The 20,888-nt window shown below is 52.2% G+C and carries 18 protein-coding genes and 4 tRNA genes; 7 read left to right on the top strand and 15 right to left on the bottom strand.

Going from position 1 to position 20,888, the window contains the following annotated elements; all coding sequences use genetic code 11:
* Window positions 1-74 precede the first annotated feature (74 nt).
* The 6 genes from CLR69_RS19005 to CLR69_RS18980 all read left to right on the top strand — a co-directional run bounded on the left by CLR69_RS19005 (window position 75) and on the right by CLR69_RS18980 (window position 6,823).
* The gene (locus CLR69_RS19005; protein ID WP_131535016.1) at window positions 75-1,400 is read left to right on the top strand and encodes an MmgE/PrpD family protein; all 1,326 of its coding nucleotides are present in this window, start codon (window positions 75-77) and stop codon (window positions 1,398-1,400) included.
* A 75-nt stretch (window positions 1,401-1,475) separates the two neighbouring features.
* Complete coding sequence (locus tag CLR69_RS19000) at window positions 1,476-2,237, top strand: sulfite exporter TauE/SafE family protein (RefSeq protein ID WP_129708949.1); 762 nt, start codon at window positions 1,476-1,478, stop codon at window positions 2,235-2,237.
* Between the two features lie 221 nt (window positions 2,238-2,458).
* Window positions 2,459-3,511, top strand: a complete 1,053-nt coding sequence (locus CLR69_RS18995; protein ID WP_131535015.1) for an amino acid ABC transporter substrate-binding protein — start codon at window positions 2,459-2,461, stop codon at window positions 3,509-3,511.
* A gap of 125 nt (window positions 3,512-3,636) precedes the next feature.
* Window positions 3,637-4,860 carry an amino acid ABC transporter permease gene (locus CLR69_RS18990; RefSeq protein WP_131535014.1) on the top strand — a complete coding sequence of 408 codons (1,224 nt, stop codon included), beginning with the start codon at window positions 3,637-3,639 and terminating at the stop codon, window positions 4,858-4,860.
* A 10-nt stretch (window positions 4,861-4,870) separates the two neighbouring features.
* Window positions 4,871-5,980, top strand: coding sequence for an amino acid ABC transporter permease (locus CLR69_RS18985; RefSeq protein WP_131535013.1), 1,110 nt, complete (start codon window positions 4,871-4,873; stop codon window positions 5,978-5,980).
* Between the two features lie 42 nt (window positions 5,981-6,022).
* Window positions 6,023-6,823, top strand: coding sequence for an amino acid ABC transporter ATP-binding protein (locus CLR69_RS18980; protein WP_131535012.1), 801 nt, complete (start codon window positions 6,023-6,025; stop codon window positions 6,821-6,823).
* Between the two features lie 65 nt (window positions 6,824-6,888).
* Here the strand turns inward: CLR69_RS18980 and CLR69_RS18975 are convergent, their stop codons facing one another.
* The 6 genes from CLR69_RS18975 to purB form a co-directional block, all read right to left on the bottom strand.
* Window positions 6,889-8,046: a M20 peptidase aminoacylase family protein gene (locus CLR69_RS18975; protein WP_014701786.1), complete on the bottom strand. Its 1,158-nt coding sequence runs from the start codon at window positions 8,044-8,046 to the stop codon at window positions 6,889-6,891.
* Window positions 8,047-8,123: 77 nt separating this feature from the next.
* Window positions 8,124-8,885 carry an amino acid ABC transporter ATP-binding protein gene (locus tag CLR69_RS18970; RefSeq protein WP_039305227.1) on the bottom strand — a complete coding sequence of 254 codons (762 nt, stop codon included), beginning with the start codon at window positions 8,883-8,885 and terminating at the stop codon, window positions 8,124-8,126.
* 9 nt (window positions 8,886-8,894) lie between these two features.
* Complete coding sequence (locus tag CLR69_RS18965; RefSeq protein ID WP_011095665.1) at window positions 8,895-9,566, bottom strand: amino acid ABC transporter permease; 672 nt, start codon at window positions 9,564-9,566, stop codon at window positions 8,895-8,897.
* A gap of 119 nt (window positions 9,567-9,685) precedes the next feature.
* Window positions 9,686-10,477: an amino acid ABC transporter substrate-binding protein gene (locus CLR69_RS18960; protein ID WP_107168958.1), complete on the bottom strand. Its 792-nt coding sequence runs from the start codon at window positions 10,475-10,477 to the stop codon at window positions 9,686-9,688.
* A complete protein-coding gene (locus tag CLR69_RS18955) occupies window positions 10,474-11,016 on the bottom strand; it encodes a GNAT family N-acetyltransferase (RefSeq protein ID WP_131535011.1) in 543 nt (180 codons plus the stop codon). The genes CLR69_RS18960 and CLR69_RS18955 overlap by 4 nt, the downstream gene beginning before the upstream one ends.
* Window positions 11,017-11,025: 9 nt before the next feature.
* Window positions 11,026-12,390: an adenylosuccinate lyase gene (purB, locus tag CLR69_RS18950; RefSeq protein WP_129708822.1), complete on the bottom strand. Its 1,365-nt coding sequence runs from the start codon at window positions 12,388-12,390 to the stop codon at window positions 11,026-11,028.
* 248 nt (window positions 12,391-12,638) lie between these two features.
* Between purB and CLR69_RS18945 the strand changes: the two genes are divergently transcribed.
* Window positions 12,639-13,940, top strand: a complete 1,302-nt coding sequence (locus tag CLR69_RS18945) for a histidine-type phosphatase (RefSeq protein WP_131535010.1) — start codon at window positions 12,639-12,641, stop codon at window positions 13,938-13,940.
* Between the two features lie 122 nt (window positions 13,941-14,062).
* Here the strand turns inward: CLR69_RS18945 and CLR69_RS18940 are convergent.
* From CLR69_RS18940 to wzxE, 9 genes are all read right to left on the bottom strand, one after another.
* Window positions 14,063-14,139: transfer RNA gene (locus tag CLR69_RS18940), tRNA-Pro, on the bottom strand.
* Window positions 14,140-14,183: 44 nt separating this feature from the next.
* Window positions 14,184-14,270, bottom strand: a tRNA-Leu gene (locus CLR69_RS18935).
* 52 nt (window positions 14,271-14,322) lie between these two features.
* Window positions 14,323-14,398: transfer RNA gene (locus tag CLR69_RS18930), tRNA-His, on the bottom strand.
* Window positions 14,399-14,515: 117 nt separating this feature from the next.
* Window positions 14,516-14,592 (bottom strand) — tRNA-Arg (locus CLR69_RS18925).
* A 142-nt stretch (window positions 14,593-14,734) separates the two neighbouring features.
* Window positions 14,735-16,123 carry a bifunctional threonine/serine APC transporter ThrP gene (gene thrP / locus CLR69_RS18920; protein ID WP_129708828.1) on the bottom strand — a complete coding sequence of 463 codons (1,389 nt, stop codon included), beginning with the start codon at window positions 16,121-16,123 and terminating at the stop codon, window positions 14,735-14,737.
* A gap of 297 nt (window positions 16,124-16,420) precedes the next feature.
* The gene (gene wecG, locus CLR69_RS18915) at window positions 16,421-17,170 is read right to left on the bottom strand and encodes a lipopolysaccharide N-acetylmannosaminouronosyltransferase (protein ID WP_129708830.1); all 750 of its coding nucleotides are present in this window, start codon (window positions 17,168-17,170) and stop codon (window positions 16,421-16,423) included.
* Complete coding sequence (gene wzyE, locus CLR69_RS18910; protein ID WP_131535009.1) at window positions 17,167-18,558, bottom strand: ECA oligosaccharide polymerase; 1,392 nt, start codon at window positions 18,556-18,558, stop codon at window positions 17,167-17,169. Before wzyE ends, wecG begins: the two co-directional genes overlap by 4 nt.
* Window positions 18,555-19,640, bottom strand: coding sequence for a TDP-N-acetylfucosamine:lipid II N-acetylfucosaminyltransferase (locus CLR69_RS18905; RefSeq protein ID WP_131535008.1), 1,086 nt, complete (start codon window positions 19,638-19,640; stop codon window positions 18,555-18,557). Before CLR69_RS18905 ends, wzyE begins: the two co-directional genes overlap by 4 nt.
* Window positions 19,637-20,887, bottom strand: coding sequence for a lipid III flippase WzxE (gene wzxE / locus CLR69_RS18900; RefSeq protein WP_131535007.1), 1,251 nt, complete (start codon window positions 20,885-20,887; stop codon window positions 19,637-19,639). The genes CLR69_RS18905 and wzxE overlap by 4 nt, the downstream gene beginning before the upstream one ends.
* Window position 20,888: the final 1 nt, after the last annotated feature.

Below are 20,888 nucleotides of genomic sequence, written 5' to 3'. Positions count from 1 at the left end.
CTTCAGTTCGACATGAACAATTCGACGTAAACCATTCAACATAAAAAATTTCACGATAACGACAGGATGCTTTCATGACCATTGCCCGCCAGCTTGCCCATAATCTGCTGGGATTTTCTCGCCAGACGTTCCCTGCCGACGTATTGGCACACGCACGAACCGCTGTGATTGACACGTTGGGCGTCACGCTTGCGGGGGGAATTCAGGACGGTGCGCAAAAACTCAGAGCGGTGATCGTGCCATCAGCCGCCGTAGGGAAAAGCCGAATTTTCGGTACGGACCTCAAACTCAACGCGCTGGATGCCGCGTTGCTGAACGGCACATCCGCCCATTTACTCGATTTCGACGATTCAAACTCCTGGCTGCACGGGCATATTTCTGTCGCCGTACTTCCAGCCCTGCTGGCGCTGGCAGACGAGCAGGATGCCAATGGGGAAGCGATCCTGCATGCCTACCTGTGCGGCTATGAAACCGCAGTACGCATGGGCAAAGCCGTCAGCCCTTTTCAATATCGTAACGGCTGGCATCCAACAACCTCCGTTGGCATTTTTGCTGGCGTCGCCGCCTGCGCGGTATTGCTGAAGCTTAGTGAAGAAGAAACGGCGACCGCCTTTGCGATTACCGCATCGCTGGCCTCCGGTATCAAATCCAACTTTGGCAGCCAGACGAAATCACTGGCGGTCGGCCACGCCAATCGCAGCGCCGTCATGGCGGTATTATTGGCGCGTCAGGATTACAGCGCAGGCGATACCGCGTTTGAACACCACCACGGCTATTTCAACGTCTACAACCGTGCAGATGAAAACTATGACACCACGCCGTTAACCGAACCCTGGTCTGCGCCGTCCCACATTCTGGATCCTATAAAAGGGAATAATTTTAAATACTTCCCCTGCTGTTACGCCATTCTGGCTCCGCTGGACGGGCTACTGGCGCTGCGCGAGGAAACTGGACTGAATCCCGAATCGCTGGCCCGCATTCAGATTGCCATCCACCCCATTCGCTTCCCGCACATCAACATTCCCGCACCGGATACGCCGCTGGCAGGGAAATTCAGCCTACACTACTGCATCGCCCGCGCTTGGGTGCAGGGGAAGCTGACGCTGGATGATTTTATTGACGATGCAGCGCTGCACGACCCAATTACGCAGTCGCTAATGACGCGCGTGGAGCTGATCTGCCATGACGAAAACACAACCCACACGGCATATGTCACGCTAGTGACCCACGACGGCAACACTTATCATCGTCGTATAGCAGGCGCGCTAGGCTCCAGCGCAGAAAATCCGCTGCCGGACAATCTGATCGCGGAGAAGTTTATCGACTGTGCCAGTCAGGCTTTGCCGCACGCCGAGGCGCTGGCGTTATATCGGCGACTGCTGCGCGATGATTATCGTTAACGGCGGAAAGGGTGCTTGATACGCATTGATCGCATCAGGCATTATCATTTGCTCGACCACGCGATGGGTTTCGCCATGCTACATTTTGTTCCACCCGATATTTCTCCGCTCTTTGCCGGTATCCTGATTTTTTGCAGCTTTTTGACGTCGGCATTGACGGCAGCACTGGGACTGGGCGGCGGCGTCACGCTACTGGCGATCATGGGTCTCGGGATGCCGGTCAGCAGCCTGCTGCCGGTTCACGGTATCGTCCAGCTTGGCTCCAACCTGAGCCGCAGTCTGATTCAACGTTTGTATATTGTCTGGCCACTGGCGCTGTGGTTTTTTATCGGTAGCATCATTGGTATTGCTGTAGGCGCGCCCGTTGCCGTTTGGATCCCAGACAGCGTGGCAAAAATCGCGCTGGCCTGTTTCATTCTGTGGTCGGTTTTTCGTAAACGCACCGCACCAAAACCGGTTAATCGGTTGTTCTTCGTCCTCGGCGGTGCGCTCACCAGCCTTGGCACCATGATCGTCGGTGCAACCGGCCCGATGGTCGCCGGGCTTATCAGCTCTCAAGGGGTAACCAAACAGCCGCTTATTGCCACGCATGCGCTCTGTATGGTGTTACAACACGGCTTGAAGATACTGGCATTCGGGATGATGGGGTTCGCCTATCATGACTGGCTGCCAATGCTGGCTGCAATGATTGTCAGCGGTGTATTGGGCACCTGGCTAGGCACGCGCCTGCTGGATAATCTGCCCGAAAAACTCTTCCGCACCACCTTTCGCCTCACCATGTTAATTCTCAGCACCCAACTCATGTGGCAAGGCGTACAGGGTCTTCTCGCCCGCTAAATCATCCCTCAGTGCCTTGCTTACTGTGCAAGGCATCGTTCCCTTTCCTCCTTCTACTCATCCACGAAATAGCTATATCCATTATTCAGCTTTAGATAGAGAAATATGCTATTTGCCATTTATAGGCAACATTGAGAACATTTGTATACAAAAGAACGCAGCATAATAAAAACCATCAATTACAACAAATTAAAACAACACCGACCATTCTGAGGATACTTATGTTGAGAAAACTACTCTCGTTGACAACCGCCACAGCGCTGACTTTAGGGGGTCTTCTGTTGCCTGTTGCTCACGCTAATGCCGCTGACGCCGGAAACGGCGAGACGCTCAAAAAGATCAAAGCACGCGGTGAACTGGTTTGCGGCGTACATCCAGCACGCCACGGTTTTTCCGCGATTGATAGCAAAGGACAGTGGACTGGGCTGGACGTCGATTATTGCCGTGCGTTAGCCGCTGCTATTTTTGGCGACGCGAGTAAAGTACGTTTTGCCGCTCTTTCCACCGCGCAGCGTTTCCCAGCGATTCAGTCTGGTGAAGTTGACGTGCTATCACGCAATATCACCGCCGATTTGTCTCGCGATACCTCGCTTGGGTTGAACTTCGCACCGCCTACGTTCTATACCGGAACAGGATTCATGGTGCGTACCAGCGCCAATGTGAAGAAGGTGGAAGATCTGGACGGCGCGACCGTCTGCATCACGCCGGGTAGCAGCACCGAACGCAACGTTGCGCAAATTTTTGCATCACGCAACCTGCATTACACTCCGGTAGTCATCGAGAACAATAAAGAGTACGTCGCAGCCTATCTGTCTGGGCGTTGCGACGTCATTGCTCGCGATAAAGTCGCCCTACCCGGCGTGCGCACCTTTGATGCGGAAAAACCCGCTGACCACGTGATTCTGCCGGGAATTTACTCAAAAGAGCCGCTGGCGATGGCAGTCCGTCAGGGTGATGACCAGTGGTACGACATTGTGAAATGGGTGGTTTACGCCACGTTTAATGCGGAAGAGATGGAAATCGGCCAACAGAACGTAGATAGCAAACTCAAATCGACGGACCCGGATGTACAGGCATTGCTTGGTGCCACTGGCGATTATGGTCAAAAGCTGGGGCTGAATAACCAGTGGGCTTACAACCTGATTAAGCAGGTAGGGAATTACGGCGATATTTATAACCGCCACTTCGGGCCAGACACACCGGCACCGTTGGAGCGCGACCTGAATAACCTCTGGACGAAAGGCGGCTTGCTCTACGGCCTGCCCATTCGTTAATTCATCCAACCATCGGCGTCAGCCTCGATAATATCCAGGCTGACGCCATATCACCGTATTCACGCACAATATCCCTCGGATAGCGCGCTGCAATCGGTAATGACCAGAAGAAAAGACCGCCGGTAATGAAATCACCAGACAAGACGCTACTGCCAACCTCAGCAACACCGTGGTCGGAAACGCCATCTCATTCGCACCGTCTGCTAAACGCGTTTGACAGCAAGTCCCTGCGCGCCTGGATTTATCAGTGCCTGCTCGGCCTTCTGATCGTCACGTTCAGCTACTGGTTGTACGCCAATGTGGTCGAAAACTTGCGATCGCAAAACATTGCCACCGGCTTCGGTTTTCTCGATCACACTGCACAGTTCGAAATTGGCGAGAAGCTCATCGCTTTTACCCCACGTGACAGCTACCTACGTGCACTTGGCGTCGGATTACTGAATACCCTCTACGTTACGCTATGCGGCATCGTGCTTGCCACCCTGCTGGGTTTCTCAGTCGGAATAGCTCGTGTCTCGCGCAACTGGCTGCTGGCGCGGCTCGCTGGGGGATACATCGAAATGATGCGTAACATCCCGGTGATCTTGCAGGTGATTTTCTGGTCGGTGGTCATCCGTAACCTGCCTTCACCACGCGACGCTATTGAGCTTGGCAGTTTGGGCTTTCTGACCAATCGCGGGCTGTCTTTTTCCATTCCCGCCGCGCATCACGGCTGGCTATGGACTGGCATCGCCCTACTCGCTGCCGTCCTGATTAGCCTGATCCTGAACCGCGTGGCGCGCTACCTGCGGGAAAACGCAGGGCGTTCTCTGCCTACAGGCCGCCTGACATTGTTAGCACTTATCGGGTTACCACTGCTGGTCTGGTGGCTTTCCGGCGCACCAGCAGAACTTGATCGCCCAATCCTGCGCGGCTTTAACTTTCGCGGCGGCTTTACCGTCAGTCCTGAATTTACTGCTCTGTTGCTCGGTATTGCGCTCTACTCTTCGGCGTTTATCGCGGAAATCGTGCGAGCAGGGATTCAATCTATCCCCAAATGTCAGTTGGAAGCGGCACGCGCGCTGTCTTTTTCCCCCTGGCACATGATGCGCCACATCATCATTCCACAGGCCATGCGTGTCATCGTTCCGCCACTGACCAGCCAGTATGTCAGCCTGTCGAAAAACAGCTCGATCGCGGTCGTGGTCGGCTACCCAGAACTGGCAAACATCAGTAACACGTTGATGAATCAAACCGGTCAGGCGCTCGAAGTCATTGCCATCATGATGGTGGTTTACCTGACCGTCAGTATCGTGACATCGCTGCTGATGAACCTGTTTAACCGCGCCGTCGCCATCAAAGAGCGTTGAGGAGCACTGAATGTTATTTCCAGCACTGTCACTCTCCGCCGTCCCCAACCGCCTACGCACGCCGCTGCTGTGGCTGCGTCGTCACCTGTTCAGCAGCGTGCCGCAAACTGTGCTCACGCTATTACTGGCGGTGCTGATGTGGAATGTTGGCAATAAACTGCTGCACTGGGGCATCCTCAATGCCGTGTGGTACACCACTGACCCGGATGTCTGCCGTGCGGCGGCGGGTGCCTGCTGGGCGGTAATCGTAGAAAAACATCGCCCCATTTTGTTTGGTCTTTATCCTTACGATGAACATTGGCGTCTGGTGTTGGCGATGGGGATCTGGTTTCTGGCTCTCGGTCTATCGCTGATGCCCCGTTTCTGGCATTCGCGCATCCTCTTACCGCTGTGGATCGTCGCGGTAGTCGGCATTGCTATCCTGATGTCCGGTGGCGTGCTTGGCTTATCTTACGTGCCTTCCAGCGAATGGGGTGGCCTGCCGCTAACGATTCTGCTGTTTAGTGGCACCGTCATTATCGGCATGCCCGTTTCAGTTTTACTGGCGCTAGGGCGGCGCTCGCCGCTGCCTTTTCTACGCGGTCTGTCGGTTATTTTTATCGAAGGCCTGCGCGGCGTACCGCTCATCACAATCCTGTTCGTTGCCGTTAATGTATTTCCACTGTTCCTGCCCGCAGGCATAGAAATCAACAAGCTGCTGCGTATCATTATCGGTATCGCGCTGTTTTTCGCCTGCTATCAGGCCGAGGTCATTCGCGGCGGTTTACAGTCCGTCCCGCGCGGACAATATGAAGCGGCGATGGCGCTCAATCTCAGTTATTGGCATACAACGACCAAAATCATCCTGCCGCAGGCACTGCGCATCTGCCTGCCCGCCATGACCAACCATATTATCGCCGCGATGAAGAACACCTCGTTCGTCATCATTATCGGACTGTTCGACATCCTCACCGCCACCAGCTCGGTGATGCAGGACCCGCTATGGCGGCGCTATTACATTGAAACCTATATTTTTATCTCGGCTATCTATCTGCTGTTTGGTTTCTTGCTCTCACGCTACGCGCTGTGGGTAGAAAAACGCATCGATGCCAGTCGTAATCCAGAAACGTATCACGGTTAAGCGATAGCCGTTGATGAAAACACCGACAGGAGCTTTTTTATCATGAGCTTAGCCACAGACACTTTAGTTACAAGCCATGTAGTTACAGGAAATGTAGTTACAGACAATAACGTCATCATTGAGATCGACGCTGTCAGCAAATGGTATGGCGCGTTTCAGGCGCTGAATAACGTGACGCTTAACGTGCAGAAAGGCGAGCGCGTGGTAATTTGCGGCCCCTCAGGCTCCGGTAAATCCACGCTCATCCGCTGCATTAACAGACTGGAAGAGCACCATAGCGGACACATACGCGTGAACGGCATTGAGGTCAATGACAACATCAAGAACATCAACCGCGTACGCTCCGGCATCGGTATGCTGTTCCAGCAGTTCAATTTGTTTCCCCACCTGAGCGTACTGGATAACCTGACGATTGGCCCGACACTGGTCAAGCAGCGTAAGAAGCAGGAGGCCATCGATTTAGCAATGCACTATCTGGAAAAAGTGCATATCGCCAATCAGGCACATAAATTCCCGCTACAGCTCTCTGGCGGCCAGCAGCAGCGCGTGGCGATTGCTCGGGCGCTGTGTATGCAGCCGGAAATCATGCTGTTTGATGAACCGACTTCTGCGCTGGATCCTGAGATGATTAAAGAGGTACTCGATGTGATGCTCGATCTGGCGGAATCCGGTATGACGATGATTGTCGTTACCCATGAAATGGGTTTTGCCAAGACAGTCGCTGACAAGGTCATTCTGATGGCCGACGGTAGCATTGTGGAATCTGCACCGCCGCAGGACTTCTTCAACACGCCATCACATCCGCGCACGCGCCAGTTCCTGGATCAGATTCTAAGCCACTAAAGACGAGAAAGGGAAAATATCCGCGCCGAAAAACTGGCGCGGATTGCATTCTTTAACAGAAAAACTTAGCGAGAGGATAGCTGCTCTAAGCTCTGTTTCGCGACCTGATACAGATAGTGTGCGGTCGGGAACAGCGCGCTGTCGTCAACGCGGAATTTCGGGTGGTGCAGCGCATAGGGGCCACCAGAACCGACCATCATGAACGTACCCGGCAGTTTCTGCTGATAGAACGCGAAGTCTTCACCAATCGGGCTGGCTTCCACACGGCGCGCTTCAAAGCCTTCGTCACTTGCCACGTTCAGTGCAAACTCAACCCACTCTGGCGTGTTGATCACCGATGGCGGCCCTGCGTGCCACAGGAACTCAATTTCCGCGCCAAAGGTGCTGGCGATACCTGAAACAATCTGGCGGAAACGCTGCTCAATCAAATCACGCGCGTCCTGATTAAACGTTCTGACCGTGCCTTCGACATACGCCGTATCGGGAATAACGTTCCAGGTGCTGCCGCTATGAACCTGAGTAATCGACACCACCGCATTATTGTCGGACGACACCGTGCGGCTGATGATGGTTTGCACCGCAGAAATCAACTGACCCAGAATGATAATCGGATCGTTACCTTCATGCGGTTTCGCCGCGTGACAGCCTTTCGCCGCAATCTTGATCTCAAAACGGTCAACACCCGCCGTTAACGCGCCGTCTTTCCCACCGATGACGCCAACGGGTAGCGTCGGATCGTTATGGATACCGAAAATCGCTACCGCATTGTCCAATGCGCCGACAGCAATCACTTCCGGCGCACCCAGCCCTGTTTCTTCAGCTGCCTGGAACAAAATCCGCACCGTGCCTTTCAGCTCAGGTTCGATCTTCTTCAGCAGAATCGCCGCGCCCAGCGCAGCAGAAGAGTGAAAATCATGACCGCAGGCATGCATCACGCCTTTGTTGAGCGACGTGAATTCTACGCCAGATTCTTCTTCAATCGGCAAGGCATCAATGTCCGAACGGACCACGACCAGTGGGCCATCCTGTAGGCCACCGACTTCTGCGACCAGACCGGTTTTCAACGGCAGATCGAGGACGCGAATCCCTTCTTTTTCCAATACCGCACGAATCTTTTTCGTCGTTTCGAATTCCTGATTCGACAGTTCAGGATTGCGATGTAAATCGTGGCGAAACGCCTGAATAAACTGAGCCAGAGGCTCGTGCTGAGGTGCTGTTCTCATCAATTCTTACTCCACATTATCGTGCCCCGTCTGGCAGGGCGGCCTTGTTCAGGCGTGCAGGTGTGTCTACGTGTGCGTTAAATATCGTACTCAAGCGGCTCAGGCAGCTTGGTCAACTGACGCAGGAAACGCTGGGTTTGCGGGTTGTCCGAGAAGCTAATCACCTGCTCCGCTGGACCTTCCTCAACGATATGACCATCCGCCATGAAGATCACTCGGTCAGCCACTTCTTTCGCAAACTGCATTTCATGGGTGACAATCACCATCGTGGTGTCGTTTTTTGCCAGCTTCTGAATCACCTGAAGCACTTCGTGTACCCTTTCTGGGTCCAGCGCCGAGGTCGGTTCATCAAACAAAATGGCTTTCGGATCTACCGCCAGCGCACGTGCAATACTCACGCGCTGCTGCTGCCCACCGGACAACGTCACCGGATACTGTGCCGCTTGCGGCAGCAGACCAACCTGCTCCAGCAGCGCCAGACCGATTTCATCCGCCTGCTTCTTCGGCATTTTTTTCACGACAATCAACGCTTCCGTGACATTCTCCAGCGCCGTCTTGTTCTTAAACAGGTTGTAACTCTGGAACACCATCGCCGTCTGACGGCGCAGCGCGTAAGCCTCTTTGGAGGAATAGCGGCGCGTATCCAGCGTTTGTTCACCAATTTCGATTGTGCCCGACTCCGGCGTTTCCAGCAGGTTCAGACAGCGCAGCAGCGTGGACTTACCCGAACCGGATGGGCCGATGATGGCAACCACTTCGCCTTTCGCGATATCCAGACTAATGTTGTCCAACACCACCTGATCGCCAAAGCGTTTAGAAAGATTCTTTACACTGATCATGTCAGCCCCTTATCGCTGTAGCGAGTGATTCAGTTTCTTCTCAAGCTGTTTTTGCAGCCAGGCGTAAACCACAATCACCATCCAGTAAATCAGCCCCACAACCAGGAATGTCTCGAAGAAACGCAGAGATTCAGCGGCAATCATCTTGCCTTCCGCGAACAGTTCGGAGACACCCAGCGCAAAAGCCACCGAGGTATCTTTAATCAGGGAAATGAAGGTGTTCCCCGTTGCTGGCAGCGCATTCAGCATGGCCTGAGGCAACACGATGCGACGATAGACCTGCGCTTTGCTCATGCCAATGGACAGGCCCGCTTCTGTCTGGCCGAAATCCACCGAGGCCAGGCCCGCACGGAAAATCTCAGCCATATAGGCGGAGGTTTTCAAGCTAAAGCCGATAATCGCGGCCGTCATCGCATCCAGATTGGACAAGCCAGGAAATAGCTGCGGCAAGCCGAAGTAGATGATAAACAGCTGAACCAGCGACGGAATGCCGCGAAACAGCGAGATATACAGTTCAACGATTTTTACCACGACGACGATCTTGCTTTCACGGACTAACGCCAGGATAAGGCCGAGAACCATAGCAAAAAACATCGACACCACGGCAAGGAACAGCGTGGTCGGCAAATACATTAATACCTGGGGAAAGACCTTTAACAGGTAGGCAAGATCGATATTCATAAGTAATACCATTAATGCTTCCACCGGCCATATTGCGCCGGTGGAACAGGGTTATGACTATTGGCTTTATAACGAATCATCTGGCTACATGACGACTCAGCCAGAATGACGGCGTGAGGTTATTTAGCCGGTGATACCGTGATGTCTTCGCCAAAATATTTTTCGGAGATAGATTTCAGACGTCCATCTTCACGCATTTTCGTCAATTGTGCATCGAACTGTTTACGCAGCGCATCGCCCTTCTCGTCCTTATGGAACGGGAAGCTGACTTCTTCAATCACCAGCGGTTCACCAACCAGCTTGAACGGCAGGTTACGCTTATTGATCTCTGCTAACAGGATCGGACGTGAATTCACGTAGCCTTCAACGCGTTTAGACAGCGCATCGTTCATCGCGCCATCGCGTGTTTCATAAGTACGGATGTTTACGCTGCCATCGGCAAAGGCTTTTTTCAGGTTGTTAACGTGGTTAGAACCCAGAACCCCAGCAACCGTCTTCCCTTTCAGGTCGGCCAATGTATTAATGTCCGTGTTATCTTTGTGCGTCACAATCTGGCTACCGTAGAAGCTGTACGGCTGGGCGAAATTGTATTTTTCCTGACGCGCTGGGGTAATTGCTACCACGTTAGCTACGGTATCCAGCTTTTTCGCTTCCAATTGCCCCATTAGGCCGCTGAAATCGGCAGTAACCCATTCAACTTTGTAGTTCAGATCTTTCGCGATAGCTTCCGTGACTTCAACGTCAAACCCGACCAGCTTGTTATCTTGCTTGAAACCACTTGGATAACTTTGACCCGTTGAACCCACTTTCAATACTTTTTCCTGTTCGGTGCCGCTCTTCCCAGAATCACAGCCGGCAACAAGAAAGGCGGTCGTCAGCGCCAAAACAGACAACGTTACTTTTTTCATCATTTTACTGCCTCTCTTTTTGAATTTTTATCTTTCCACTGGTCATACAATTGGTTATCAAGGATTTTTTCCATCCAGATTGTCAGGTGTCCTTTTCCCAGATTCGTCTGCCCGACTTCCTTGAAACCATAATTTCTGTACATCTCAATCAGCCACGGGTGGTTTTGCGCGGTGCCAAGCGACACGGCAGGCGCTTTGAGCTGGGTAATCAGAATTTCTTCTTCAAGCCAGCCCATCATTTGCTTACCCAATCCCTGCTTTTTATAGCCGGGGTGCGTCGCAAACCAGCCCAGATGCGGTAGACCGAACGGGCCCGGCTCTGGCCCCCACGGATAGCGGATGGTAAATGACGACACCATCTCCCCGCTTTTTTCCATCACATAAACGCCGTGCGAGGCGATATGCGCTCGCACCATGTCGATATCTGCATGGGCGGCGGCAAAATTGATGCCCAACTGGCGAATAGGCTCAAATGCGGCCAGCGCCAGCGCCAGAAAAGTTTCATCATCCGCAAGCGTAGCCTGACGAAATACGATACTCATGGTTTCACCTTATGCTGGCAGCAGACCGGAGTTATCTGCATAGCGAATCACGTCATCAACCTTCTGTGGCGCGCTGCCAACATAGTTAGCCGGATTCAGCCATTCGTCCAGATCGGTGGCAGTTACCTGTTCAGAAAGCACTGGATGAGCCAGCAACACCGATTTAAAGGACTGATTCTGCTCGAATGCCTGCATAGAGCATTCGTAAACCAGATGGTGAGCAGTCTGCTTACCGAGGCGTTTACCAATCTCGAACATCACTTTCTCGGATAACAACAGACCATTTTGCAGATCGAGGTTCGCTAGCATCTGCTTCTCGTTGACGGACATCCCACGCAGAATACCAAGCGCATTCTGAAGCTGGGCAGATAGATAGATGTTGATTTCCGGCAGTGCAATCCATTCGGCACGCCAGCTCATCGCATCACGCTCGTGCTCAACTTTCATGGATTCATGAATCAGCGCGGCGCTCTTGAACAGCGGTGCTGTCAGGCTCGCCAGCCCTTCCAGCGCGGCAGGGTTACGTTTGTGCGGCATCGTGGTAGAACCGATTTTCCCTTCAGAGAACGGCTCTTCGATTTCGTTAATCTCGGTGCGCATCAGGTTGTACAGCTCGTTACCGATTTTGCCCAGCGTACCGCTGATCAGAACCGTAACGGATGCATATTCGGAGAAGCGATCGCGGGCGGACTGCCAGCCGATATTCGGTGTATTCAGCCCCAGTTTATCCAGCGTCAGACGCTCGATTTCTGGCCCTTGCTCTCCAAAAGAGGCATAAGTGCAAATAGCACCGTTGATGTTGCCGACCAAAACACGCTCTTTGATTTCACCCAGACGTTCGAGGTGACGGATAAACTCATCCAGCCAAACGGCCAGCTTGAAGCCAAACGTGGTGGGCAGCGCTTGCATGCCGTGGGTACGGCCAGCCATCAGCGTGTGTTGATATTTCTTCGCCAAACGTTTCAGTTCAACGGCCAGCAGTTGTGTATCTCTGACGACAATATCAAAAGATTGTTTCAGCTGTAACACTGTCGCGGTATCAACGATGTCCTGCGTGGTCACGCCGTAGTGAATAAACTCACCCGCCGCGCCACACTGTTTCTGAATCGCGGCAATCGTCGGCATCAGAGAGTGCTTCATGCGTGCTGCATCTTTTGCAATCTCTTCAACGTTAAGCGCGCTTGCGTCAGCGTTTTCTGCAATGGTTTTTGCCGCATCCAGCGGAATGACACCCAGTTCACCCTCGGCAAGCGCCAGGGCAACCTCAACTTCAACCTGCTTAGTCAGGCGGTTATGCTCGGACCAGACGCCGCGCATTTCAGGCGTGCCAAAATTATTCCCTATAAGAAGAAAATCAATAAGATGTGATGCCATAATTAACTCGTTAGTGTTGGATTTATCAGGCGGGGTTTTATGTCGTCTTTTTAATTTTTAAAAATATAACATGCGGAAATTATGCGCTTTATACCTTTCGGATCTATCTTAGATCGAAAAGTTTGATTGCAAAGTATGCATCTGGAAATGTTCGCTAACACTCTCTCTTGGGCTAAGAAACCCACTTGTCACTTTCCCCTCTCTACAATGAAATCCCTTGCCCATTTCACTGCTGACGAAGGATTATCATGCTTTCCCACCATACATCGCGAATAATACGTATTTTATTGATTATCATACCTATTATTTCAACGTTCTCTACCCAGGCTCAGGACCGTTATCAGTTGGAAAAGGTGGTTGAAGTCAGCCGTCATGGTGTTCGCCCCCCGACCGAATCCAACACCACCGCGTTAGAATCCGGTACGGCACGACAATGGCCGCAGTGGGTCACGCGAGAGGGTGAATTAACCGGACATGGCTATGCAGCCACCGTATTAAAAGGCCGCTATGAGGGTAAGTATTACCGTCAACAGCATCTGTTCGCTTCAGGTTGCCCGACGGAGCAGCAGATTTATGTACTCGCCAGCCCATTACAGCGCACTCGCGCAACCGCGCAGGCCTATATGGACGGCATGTTTCCCGGCTGCGGCGTTGCTACGCATGCCGTTGAGAATGAAAAACAAGACCCGCTGTTCCATGGCGATAAAATGGGGATTGGCACACTTGACCCTGAACAGGCAAAAGCTGCCGTGCTGAAAGCGATGGGGGGTGATTTGGATACCGCCTATCAACGCCTTAAGCCCAGCATCGAGTTGTTGAAGCAGGTCGTATGCGAAGCAGACAAACCCTGTCCGGTGTTTGAAAAACCGTGGGCACTCAAACAGGATAAGGATGGCTCAATTTCTATCAGCGGTCTGAATACGCTGGCGAATATGAGCGAGGTTTTCCTGCTGGAATATAGCGAAAATCTACCGCTAGGACAGGTTGCCTTTGGTCACGTCCGCAACACGCAAGACCTCATCCCATTGATGGCACCGATGACCGCCAAATACGATGTCACCAATGATGTCCCTTATATTGCACAGCGTGGTGGCTCGTTATTGATGCAGCAAATCACTCAGGCTCTCGCGCAAGGGACGCCAGCAAAACAGGATACGACCCAAGGCGAGCCGCCGACAGCGCCTTACTTGCTGTATGTCGCCCACGACACCAACATCGCCTATTTGCGCACGCTATTGCAGTTTCATTGGCAGCTACCCGGTGACACCGCCGATAACATCCCGCCCGCTGGCAGTCTGGTTTTTGAACGCTGGCGCGATACCACGACTCAGCAGCATTTTTTGCGTATTTATTTCCAGACACAATCGCTGGATCAGATCCGTTCGCTGACGCCACTGGGCGAGCAACAGCCGTTACTGCAAGAAGAATTTACGTCTCAGAGCTGTCAGCAGACAGAAAAAGGTACGCTGTGTCCTTTTGATACGACGCTGGAATCCATGCGGAAAAGTATCGATAGCAGTGCGCTGGCAACGGTGCATTACGCACCATAGCTCGCGAGCTTATTGGGACAACAACATCTTGTCGGGTTGATGAATCCGACAAGACTTTTGCAAGAGAAGGCAAATTGCAGACGAAAAAAAAGCACATCTTTCGATGTGCTTTTTTTTGTAATTGGTCGGCGAGAGAGGATTCGAACCTCCGACCCACTGGTCCCAAACCAGTTGCGCTACCAAGCTGCGCTACTCGCCGAATATACTGCTTTTGTGAACATCACTGATGTTCTCGTTTGTGTGTGGTGCGAAGAGAGGGACTTGAACCCTCACGTCCGTAAGAACACTAACACCTGAAGCTAGCGCGTCTACCAATTCCGCCACCTTCGCATAACTCACAAACTCTTTAATTAACAAAAAAACGTTAATTAACGATTAAATCTGGGGTGGCTAATGGGACTCGAACCCACGACAACTGGAATCACAATCCAGGGCTCTACCAACTGAGCTATAGCCACCATCACCACATTCTACATCTTATTACGCGGCACTTCCTTTTTACGGGATACTTTCTTTACGAAGGTAAATGTACCACCGCAGCTCTTGCACACAACATACTCGTTTACACAATATAATGGTGCGCCCGACAGGATTCGAACCTGAGACCTCTGCCTCCGGAGGGCAGCGCTCTATCCAGCTGAGCTACGGGCGCTTAGCGCCGTTGCGGGACGGGATATTACGGACTTAGCGACTGGCTGTCTAGTGCTTTTTTATCGAAATGATGCGTTTGCTTATGCTTTGTTCATTTCAAGCCAAATAACATACAAATCCGCTCTTCCCGCCCCTAAACACGACTATTTACCCTCTGTCAGCGACGTTTTTTTGCCCAATCCCAGCACGAAATAACACAGGCTGACCACGGCTAAAAAGGCGATACCGACCAATAAAGACATCCGCGTATCGATATTTAGATACATCCCCACCAGCACACACAGCAAAAATGCCATCGTCAGGTAGTTTACCCACGGGAACAGTATCGATTTAAACGGATGGGCGGCCAGCGCTGCACGATGCTGCTCACGGAAACGTAGTTGGCTGATCAGCACCACAAACCACGGTACCATGCCCGGCAACACGCTGGCGCTATAGACATAAACAAACACTTTTTCCGGGTTAGGGATGAGGTAATTCAATACCGACCCCGCCATCAGACAAAGAATGGAAATCATGACGCCTGCTGCGGGTACGCCGCTAGCCGTCACTTTACCTAACCAGGCTGGGAGTTGGCGGTTGTTGGCTAATGAATACAGCATGCGGCCACAGCTATACATACCGCTGTTGCAACCGGACAGCGCGGCAGTCAGTACGACAAAGTTGATGATACCTGCTGCTGCCGTAATACCGATTTTCGCGAATGTCAGCACAAACGGGCTGCCGGACGTACCGATTTCATTCCAGGGGAAAATCGTAACGATAACGAAGATCGCGCCTACATAGAAAATCAGGATGCGCCACAGAATGTTGTTGATCGCACGCTTGAGCGTCACCTGCGGATTTTTCGCTTCGCCCGCCGTAATACCTACCAGTTCAACGCCTTGATAGGACGCAACCACCAGACATAGCGCGAACAGCAGACCTTTCCAGCCCCCCGCGAGGAAACCGCCGTGCTCGGTCAGGTTACTGAATCCTGTCGCCTGACCGTGATTACCGAAGCCAAAGAAAATAATGCCGACGCCGACCACTATCATCACCACGATGGTGGTGATTTTAATCATTGCGAACCAGAACTCGATTTCTCCATACAGCCTTACCGCAGCAAGGTTGGCGCCCGCCACCAAGGCAACAGCGGCGATAGCCGGTATCCATTGCGGTAAATCGGGGAACCAGTACTGAACATACACGCCAATAGCGGTAATTTCCGAAATCCCGACCGCCATCCACATAAACCAATAGCCCCACGCGGTGAGATAACCGAAGAAGGGGTGCATGTATTTATGCGCATAGACGGCAAACGATCCCGCAACTGGCTCCAGATAGAGCATTTCGCCCATTGAGCGCATGATGAAGAAAACGAAGATCCCAGCGACAATATAGGCCAGCAATACTGACGGCCCCGCCCACTTCAACGCACTCGCTGCGCCCATAAATAGCCCGACGCCGATCGTGCCACCCAGCGCAATCAGCTCAATATGTCTGGCTTCCAACCCTCGATGGAGTTTTTCCTGTTTTACATCTTCTGCCATATATCCTCTGTCTTTGTGTTGTGCTTATCCCAGCTGTTGCTGGTTATTGTTCTTATTTAGGAAATGCTACCTATTAGAAGCATGTCCTTCGCCTCAAATTAGCGGCCATGAAAATACCGTAATGTGGGTTTGAATAACACATCGAGGATGGCGAATCTGTTAAAGATAGAATTCTGTCTTTCTAATTGTTTGGTAAATAGACAATTAAAATCGAATAGAAATAAAAAAACAGAGTTATCTACTGTAGAGAAAGGTGGAGGGAAAGGTTGGCGCGCTTAACGCGCCAATTCAACAACGCTACAGGCGACCGCTATAGTGATAGGCAACGTATTTCAACAACCTAAGCTGCCGAAAAATACGACTCGGCTGGGACAATAAGCGATACAACCATTCCAACCCTAAATTTTGCCACACGAGCGGTGCGCGCTTCACATGTCCGGTAAAGACGTCATATGTTCCACCCACGCCCATATACAGTGCATCAGGATAGTGGTGGCGACAATCGCGCATCAGAATTTCCTGCCGTGGCGACCCCATTGCGACAGTAACAATTTGTGCACCGCTGGAACGAATACGTTCAAACAACGCATCACGCTGTTCTGGCGTAAAATAGCCATCCTGACTGCCAACAATATTGACGTTCCACTGCGCCCGCAGTTTTGCTTCCGTTTGTGCCAGCACCTCCGGTTTGCCGCCCACGAGAAAAACCGGCGTTCCCTGCTTGCCGGCCCGTTCCATTAGCGCTTCCCAGAGATCGGCCCCCGCAATCCGCGTGACGTCAGCCTGCGAGTATTTACGCCGAATGGAACGCACAATGCTGATGCCGTCCGCATACTTATATTCTGCGCGATCGAGCAGCGTACGTAGCGCCACATCTTTTTCCGCCGTTAGCACTTTCTCCGCGTTAATCGCGACGAGCGTCCCCGTTTCAACCCGCTCCCCAGTAAACAGATAATCAACAAACTGCCCCATATTGCGGAAACCGTGAATAGGCAAACCACGAATGGTATATAAAGGGATTGTCTCTGTGGTTTTCAACGTTGTCATATCTGCTCCTTTATCACAGGATCCTGTACGGTGTTGGGTGTCGGCGCTAGCGTTGTGGCACGCACACGCATCAGACGCTGCCGGATGAGTCCGGCACTTTCCAGCAACCAGTAGAGCAGTTTGGCAACAAGCAGGCACAGGCCAAATACCAGGCAGAAAAACACCACACGTGAAACAAAAGAATCGACGCCTTCACGCGTCAGCACAATAATATTGAACACCGCACCAAAGCAGAACGCCTGCAAAATAGCAGCTTTATAGCGATTGTTGTCGTTCTTCCCTAACTCATACACCCAGTCGAACCACTTGATAACCAGTCCGACCGCAATTGCGCCGAACGGGATAAACAGCACGCCGCCCATCACGACTAGCGAACCCAACAACGTGGGGGATATCGCCAGCCCAGAATGGTTATTCAACACTTCCCAGGTAAAATAGTTCGCACTGTTTAACACCAGATTAGGACGGTCCGGCCATAGCCAAGAGGGAATAAAGACGTAGAAATCACGAGCAATCGGTGCCAGCCCCTGAAATTCGATCTTGTCATAGTTCTGCCACAGCAGCGCAAGATTCTCCCAGGGCGAGAAAGTGTCACGAGTTAAATAGAGGAAGGTATAAAAGGCGTAATCACCGCTGACGTCTAGCCCATAGCGCTTCAGCGCCAGCCAGAACATCCCGACAATCCCGAACATACCGGCGGCCACCAGCATCCAGAGCGTAATCCAGCCGCGCACAATGCCAATAAACAAAAACAGAGCAAAGGCAATGATCAGATTCGCGCGCGTTCCACCAACAATCACATACGTCAGCATCCCGAACGCGACCGTTCCAATGAGGAACATCAGCCACGCACGCTGCGTTTGACGCAGGAAATACACCACCAGCATCGCCGGAATGAAAAAGTAGAAGAAGCGTTTCAACGCCACGCCGGACACATCACTGGAGAATATCTGACTGTAAGAACGTAGCTTAAACAGCAAGAAACCATTGTTAAGAAAGAAAATACCAACGGTGGCTACCGCAATTAGCGCCAGCAGCAACCAGGTCAGGTTGGCTTCAACCCGATTCACTGTCAGGAGTGGTGCGCGTGGCGTGGCGGTTTTCTGGCGCAGTCGCGTTTTATAGCTGACGTAATAGATCGCATAGAATGCCGTCGCGGACAGCATCGCCTGAAGAAGATACTGCACAGGGACAACGTCAACACCAAATCGAAACACCAGCACGCAGGTAAAAGGAAATCCAAAATAGAACGTCAATAAATAGAGCAGGGAAAACAGTACGTTAAAATTGAAACGCACACGCCGAAATTCCATCCAGGTCAGGCTCAGGATAAAGATGACTGAAATCAGGTAGACGATAAACAGCCCACCAAATTGCCCCAGCGTCATGTCGGTTCTCCCGCAGCTAACGCCAGCGCATCCCGCCAGCCTTGCAGATAATTGGGATTGAAGAATGCGATCTGATGTTTATCCACCGATGCTAATTGGCGCTGTGCCTCACGCACCAACGCTTCATCCAGTTCGTCACCGTAAAACAGCACAGGAAGGCCTTGTTCCGTTAAATCCTGCCAGAACGGATTTTGCCGACTAAGCACAAACGGTACACCAAACTGAATCAGCAAACATAGCGTCCCGATTCCCTGCTGCCGATCGAAGATAAAATAGCCCAGATCGCAGGTGCGCAGCATGTTGAGGTAATCATCAAACGCCAATTGTTCTTTCAGCAACTGGAAATTTTTCACGCCGAACAGCGCTAAACCGTCCTTCTCCACCTGAGCAATGTAGGACGCATTATTCGCGGGGTAGCCCATTGGCACAATAACCCGCACATTGTTCCCGAACTGCTTGTGAATCGTCCGTAGCGCTTCCTGATGGCGGTTCGTGCGATCGCCAGAATTACCGACCAGAATTGTCATCGGTCCAGCCAGCGGTTTATCCACCTGCATGTCCGTCAGCGCCGGATCCATCCGCGTGGGGAAGTACAGCAATGACGTCGGCACGCGAGAAACACGCTGCTGATACCATGCCAGATCGCCACGCGTAGCAAACACGTGTCCAACACGCTTTTGTGCCATACGTCGAAGCCAATAAAACAGGCGGTATTTCAGGCTGCTTGCTTCTTCGTACAAATCCGCGCCCCAAACGTGCCAGTAAACCTGCTCAGATTTGATCTTCCCACTCAGCAGCGCCAGCCACAGCGTGGGGTTAAACTGCCCGTGCAGGAAAAAACGCATCTTACGATTTGATTTCGCTCTGGCGATAACCGCCTCAGCCAGCGTTTTTTTATCCACGCAGGTTTCGATACGCAATGCAGGAAAATCGGCTGGCGAAATACCGTCGTGAGAAGCCACGATGAAATGCCGAACCTGATGATCGGGAAGTTCCGTCGCCAGTACGTCGTTAAAAAAACGTAAAACGGTCTGGTTATGATGCGGGATATCAGATCCCAATACATGAATCAGTGTCGTCATGCTCGCCTACGGTAAATAATGAATACGCAACAACAAAGCAAAAAATAGGCCAGATAGGTTGCCATATAGGCCTGCGCTGCGCCTTGTGCGCCATAAAGCGGGATCAACCAGTGAGAAAAACCGGTTAACAGGAGAAACTGACTGGCTTCCGTGAGCAGATAAAAGCGCAGTGCCGCTTTCGCAATGACCAGATAGCCAAAAACGTAAGCGCCCACTTTCATTACATCGCCTACCAACTGCCAAACGAAGAGATCTCTCATTGCGGTAAACTGGCTGGAGAACAGCAGCCAGATAGCAAAATCTCGCAGCAGCCACACGCAAAAGCTGACACCCGCTACGACGGGCAGTACAAACTTCAGCGAGCGCACAATTTCCTGCGCCAGCGCAGCCTTGTCCGTCAGGCGCGAAAGTGTCGGCAACAGATAAACGGTAAAGGAGGCAGTAATAAATTGCAGGTAAGCATCGGAAATACTGCTGACGCCCTGCCAAATGCCCACTTCATCCCAGCTGTAATGCGCCGCCAGCAGGTTACGCATCATGATATACGCGACGGGCAGCGTCACAGCAGTCATCAACGCCATCAGCGTAAACTTGCCCAGTTGCCCAGCAATGGCACGATCCCATGCCGGTTTTAGCGATGCCAGCGACAGCGGCGTGCGACGCAATAGCATAATCCCTGCCGGAATCACCAGCAGTGCAGGCACCAACGCCAGCCCCGCCAGTGCACCAACATACCCACCCAGTCGCAAGCAGAGCCAATAAGCCGCCAACCCGATCAGGCTACCGCCGATCACGGCTAGCGCGTTGCCTATCGCATCCCGATAGCCTTTGAGGATTGCCAGAAACAGGTTGGCGTAGGCAATGCCCATCTGGATAAACGCCAGCGCACGCACCACATCGCGATAGTCATCATGCCCAAACAGCAGATTAGCGATAGGCGCGGCGGCAACCAGAAAGAGTATCGCCAGCAGCGTTGAGAACCCCAATACCAACGTGATGGACGTGCCTAGTAATGGCTTCAGTCGGTCCGGCTGTTGCTGATACTCCGCGACGTATTTGGTAACGCCGTTGAAAATCCCCGCCCCAGCTAACACACCCAGCACCGTAATAAGCTGGCGGAAATTCCCTGCCATCCCCACACCGCTAGGGCCAAACGTGACCGCCAGCAGTTTGACGACAACCAGCCCCGCGCCAATTTTTATCAGCGTGGAGCCTGCCGTCCATATCGATGCTTTCGCCAACGACATA

The organism is Pectobacterium zantedeschiae (genome assembly GCF_004137795.1).
GTDB classification, from domain to species: domain Bacteria; phylum Pseudomonadota; class Gammaproteobacteria; order Enterobacterales; family Enterobacteriaceae; genus Pectobacterium; species Pectobacterium zantedeschiae.
This window is presented reverse-complemented; position numbering and strand designations above follow the sequence as displayed.

Coding starts and splice junctions, on each gene's coding strand:
- CLR69_RS18985 (WP_131535013.1), top strand. CDS start 4,871: ATGTTATTTCCAGCACTGTCACTCTCCGCCGTCCCCAACCGCCTACGC.
- CLR69_RS18955 (WP_131535011.1), bottom strand. CDS start 11,016: ATGAGTATCGTATTTCGTCAGGCTACGCTTGCGGATGATGAAACTTTT.
- CLR69_RS18980 (WP_131535012.1), top strand. CDS start 6,023: ATGAGCTTAGCCACAGACACTTTAGTTACAAGCCATGTAGTTACAGGA.
- CLR69_RS19005 (WP_131535016.1), top strand. CDS start 75: ATGACCATTGCCCGCCAGCTTGCCCATAATCTGCTGGGATTTTCTCGC.
- CLR69_RS18995 (WP_131535015.1), top strand. CDS start 2,459: ATGTTGAGAAAACTACTCTCGTTGACAACCGCCACAGCGCTGACTTTA.
- CLR69_RS18970 (WP_039305227.1), bottom strand. CDS start 8,885: ATGATCAGTGTAAAGAATCTTTCTAAACGCTTTGGCGATCAGGTGGTG.
- CLR69_RS19000 (WP_129708949.1), top strand. CDS start 1,476: ATGCTACATTTTGTTCCACCCGATATTTCTCCGCTCTTTGCCGGTATC.
- purB (WP_129708822.1), bottom strand. CDS start 12,390: ATGGCATCACATCTTATTGATTTTCTTCTTATAGGGAATAATTTTGGC.
- CLR69_RS18960 (WP_107168958.1), bottom strand. CDS start 10,477: ATGATGAAAAAAGTAACGTTGTCTGTTTTGGCGCTGACGACCGCCTTT.
- CLR69_RS18990 (WP_131535014.1), top strand. CDS start 3,637: ATGAAATCACCAGACAAGACGCTACTGCCAACCTCAGCAACACCGTGG.
- wzyE (WP_131535009.1), bottom strand. CDS start 18,558: ATGACGCTGGGGCAATTTGGTGGGCTGTTTATCGTCTACCTGATTTCA.
- wzxE (WP_131535007.1), bottom strand. CDS start 20,887: ATGTCGTTGGCGAAAGCATCGATATGGACGGCAGGCTCCACGCTGATA.
- CLR69_RS18975 (WP_014701786.1), bottom strand. CDS start 8,046: ATGAGAACAGCACCTCAGCACGAGCCTCTGGCTCAGTTTATTCAGGCG.
- wecG (WP_129708830.1), bottom strand. CDS start 17,170: ATGACAACGTTGAAAACCACAGAGACAATCCCTTTATATACCATTCGT.
- thrP (WP_129708828.1), bottom strand. CDS start 16,123: ATGGCAGAAGATGTAAAACAGGAAAAACTCCATCGAGGGTTGGAAGCC.
- CLR69_RS18945 (WP_131535010.1), top strand. CDS start 12,639: ATGCTTTCCCACCATACATCGCGAATAATACGTATTTTATTGATTATC.
- CLR69_RS18905 (WP_131535008.1), bottom strand. CDS start 19,640: ATGACGACACTGATTCATGTATTGGGATCTGATATCCCGCATCATAAC.
- CLR69_RS18965 (WP_011095665.1), bottom strand. CDS start 9,566: ATGAATATCGATCTTGCCTACCTGTTAAAGGTCTTTCCCCAGGTATTA.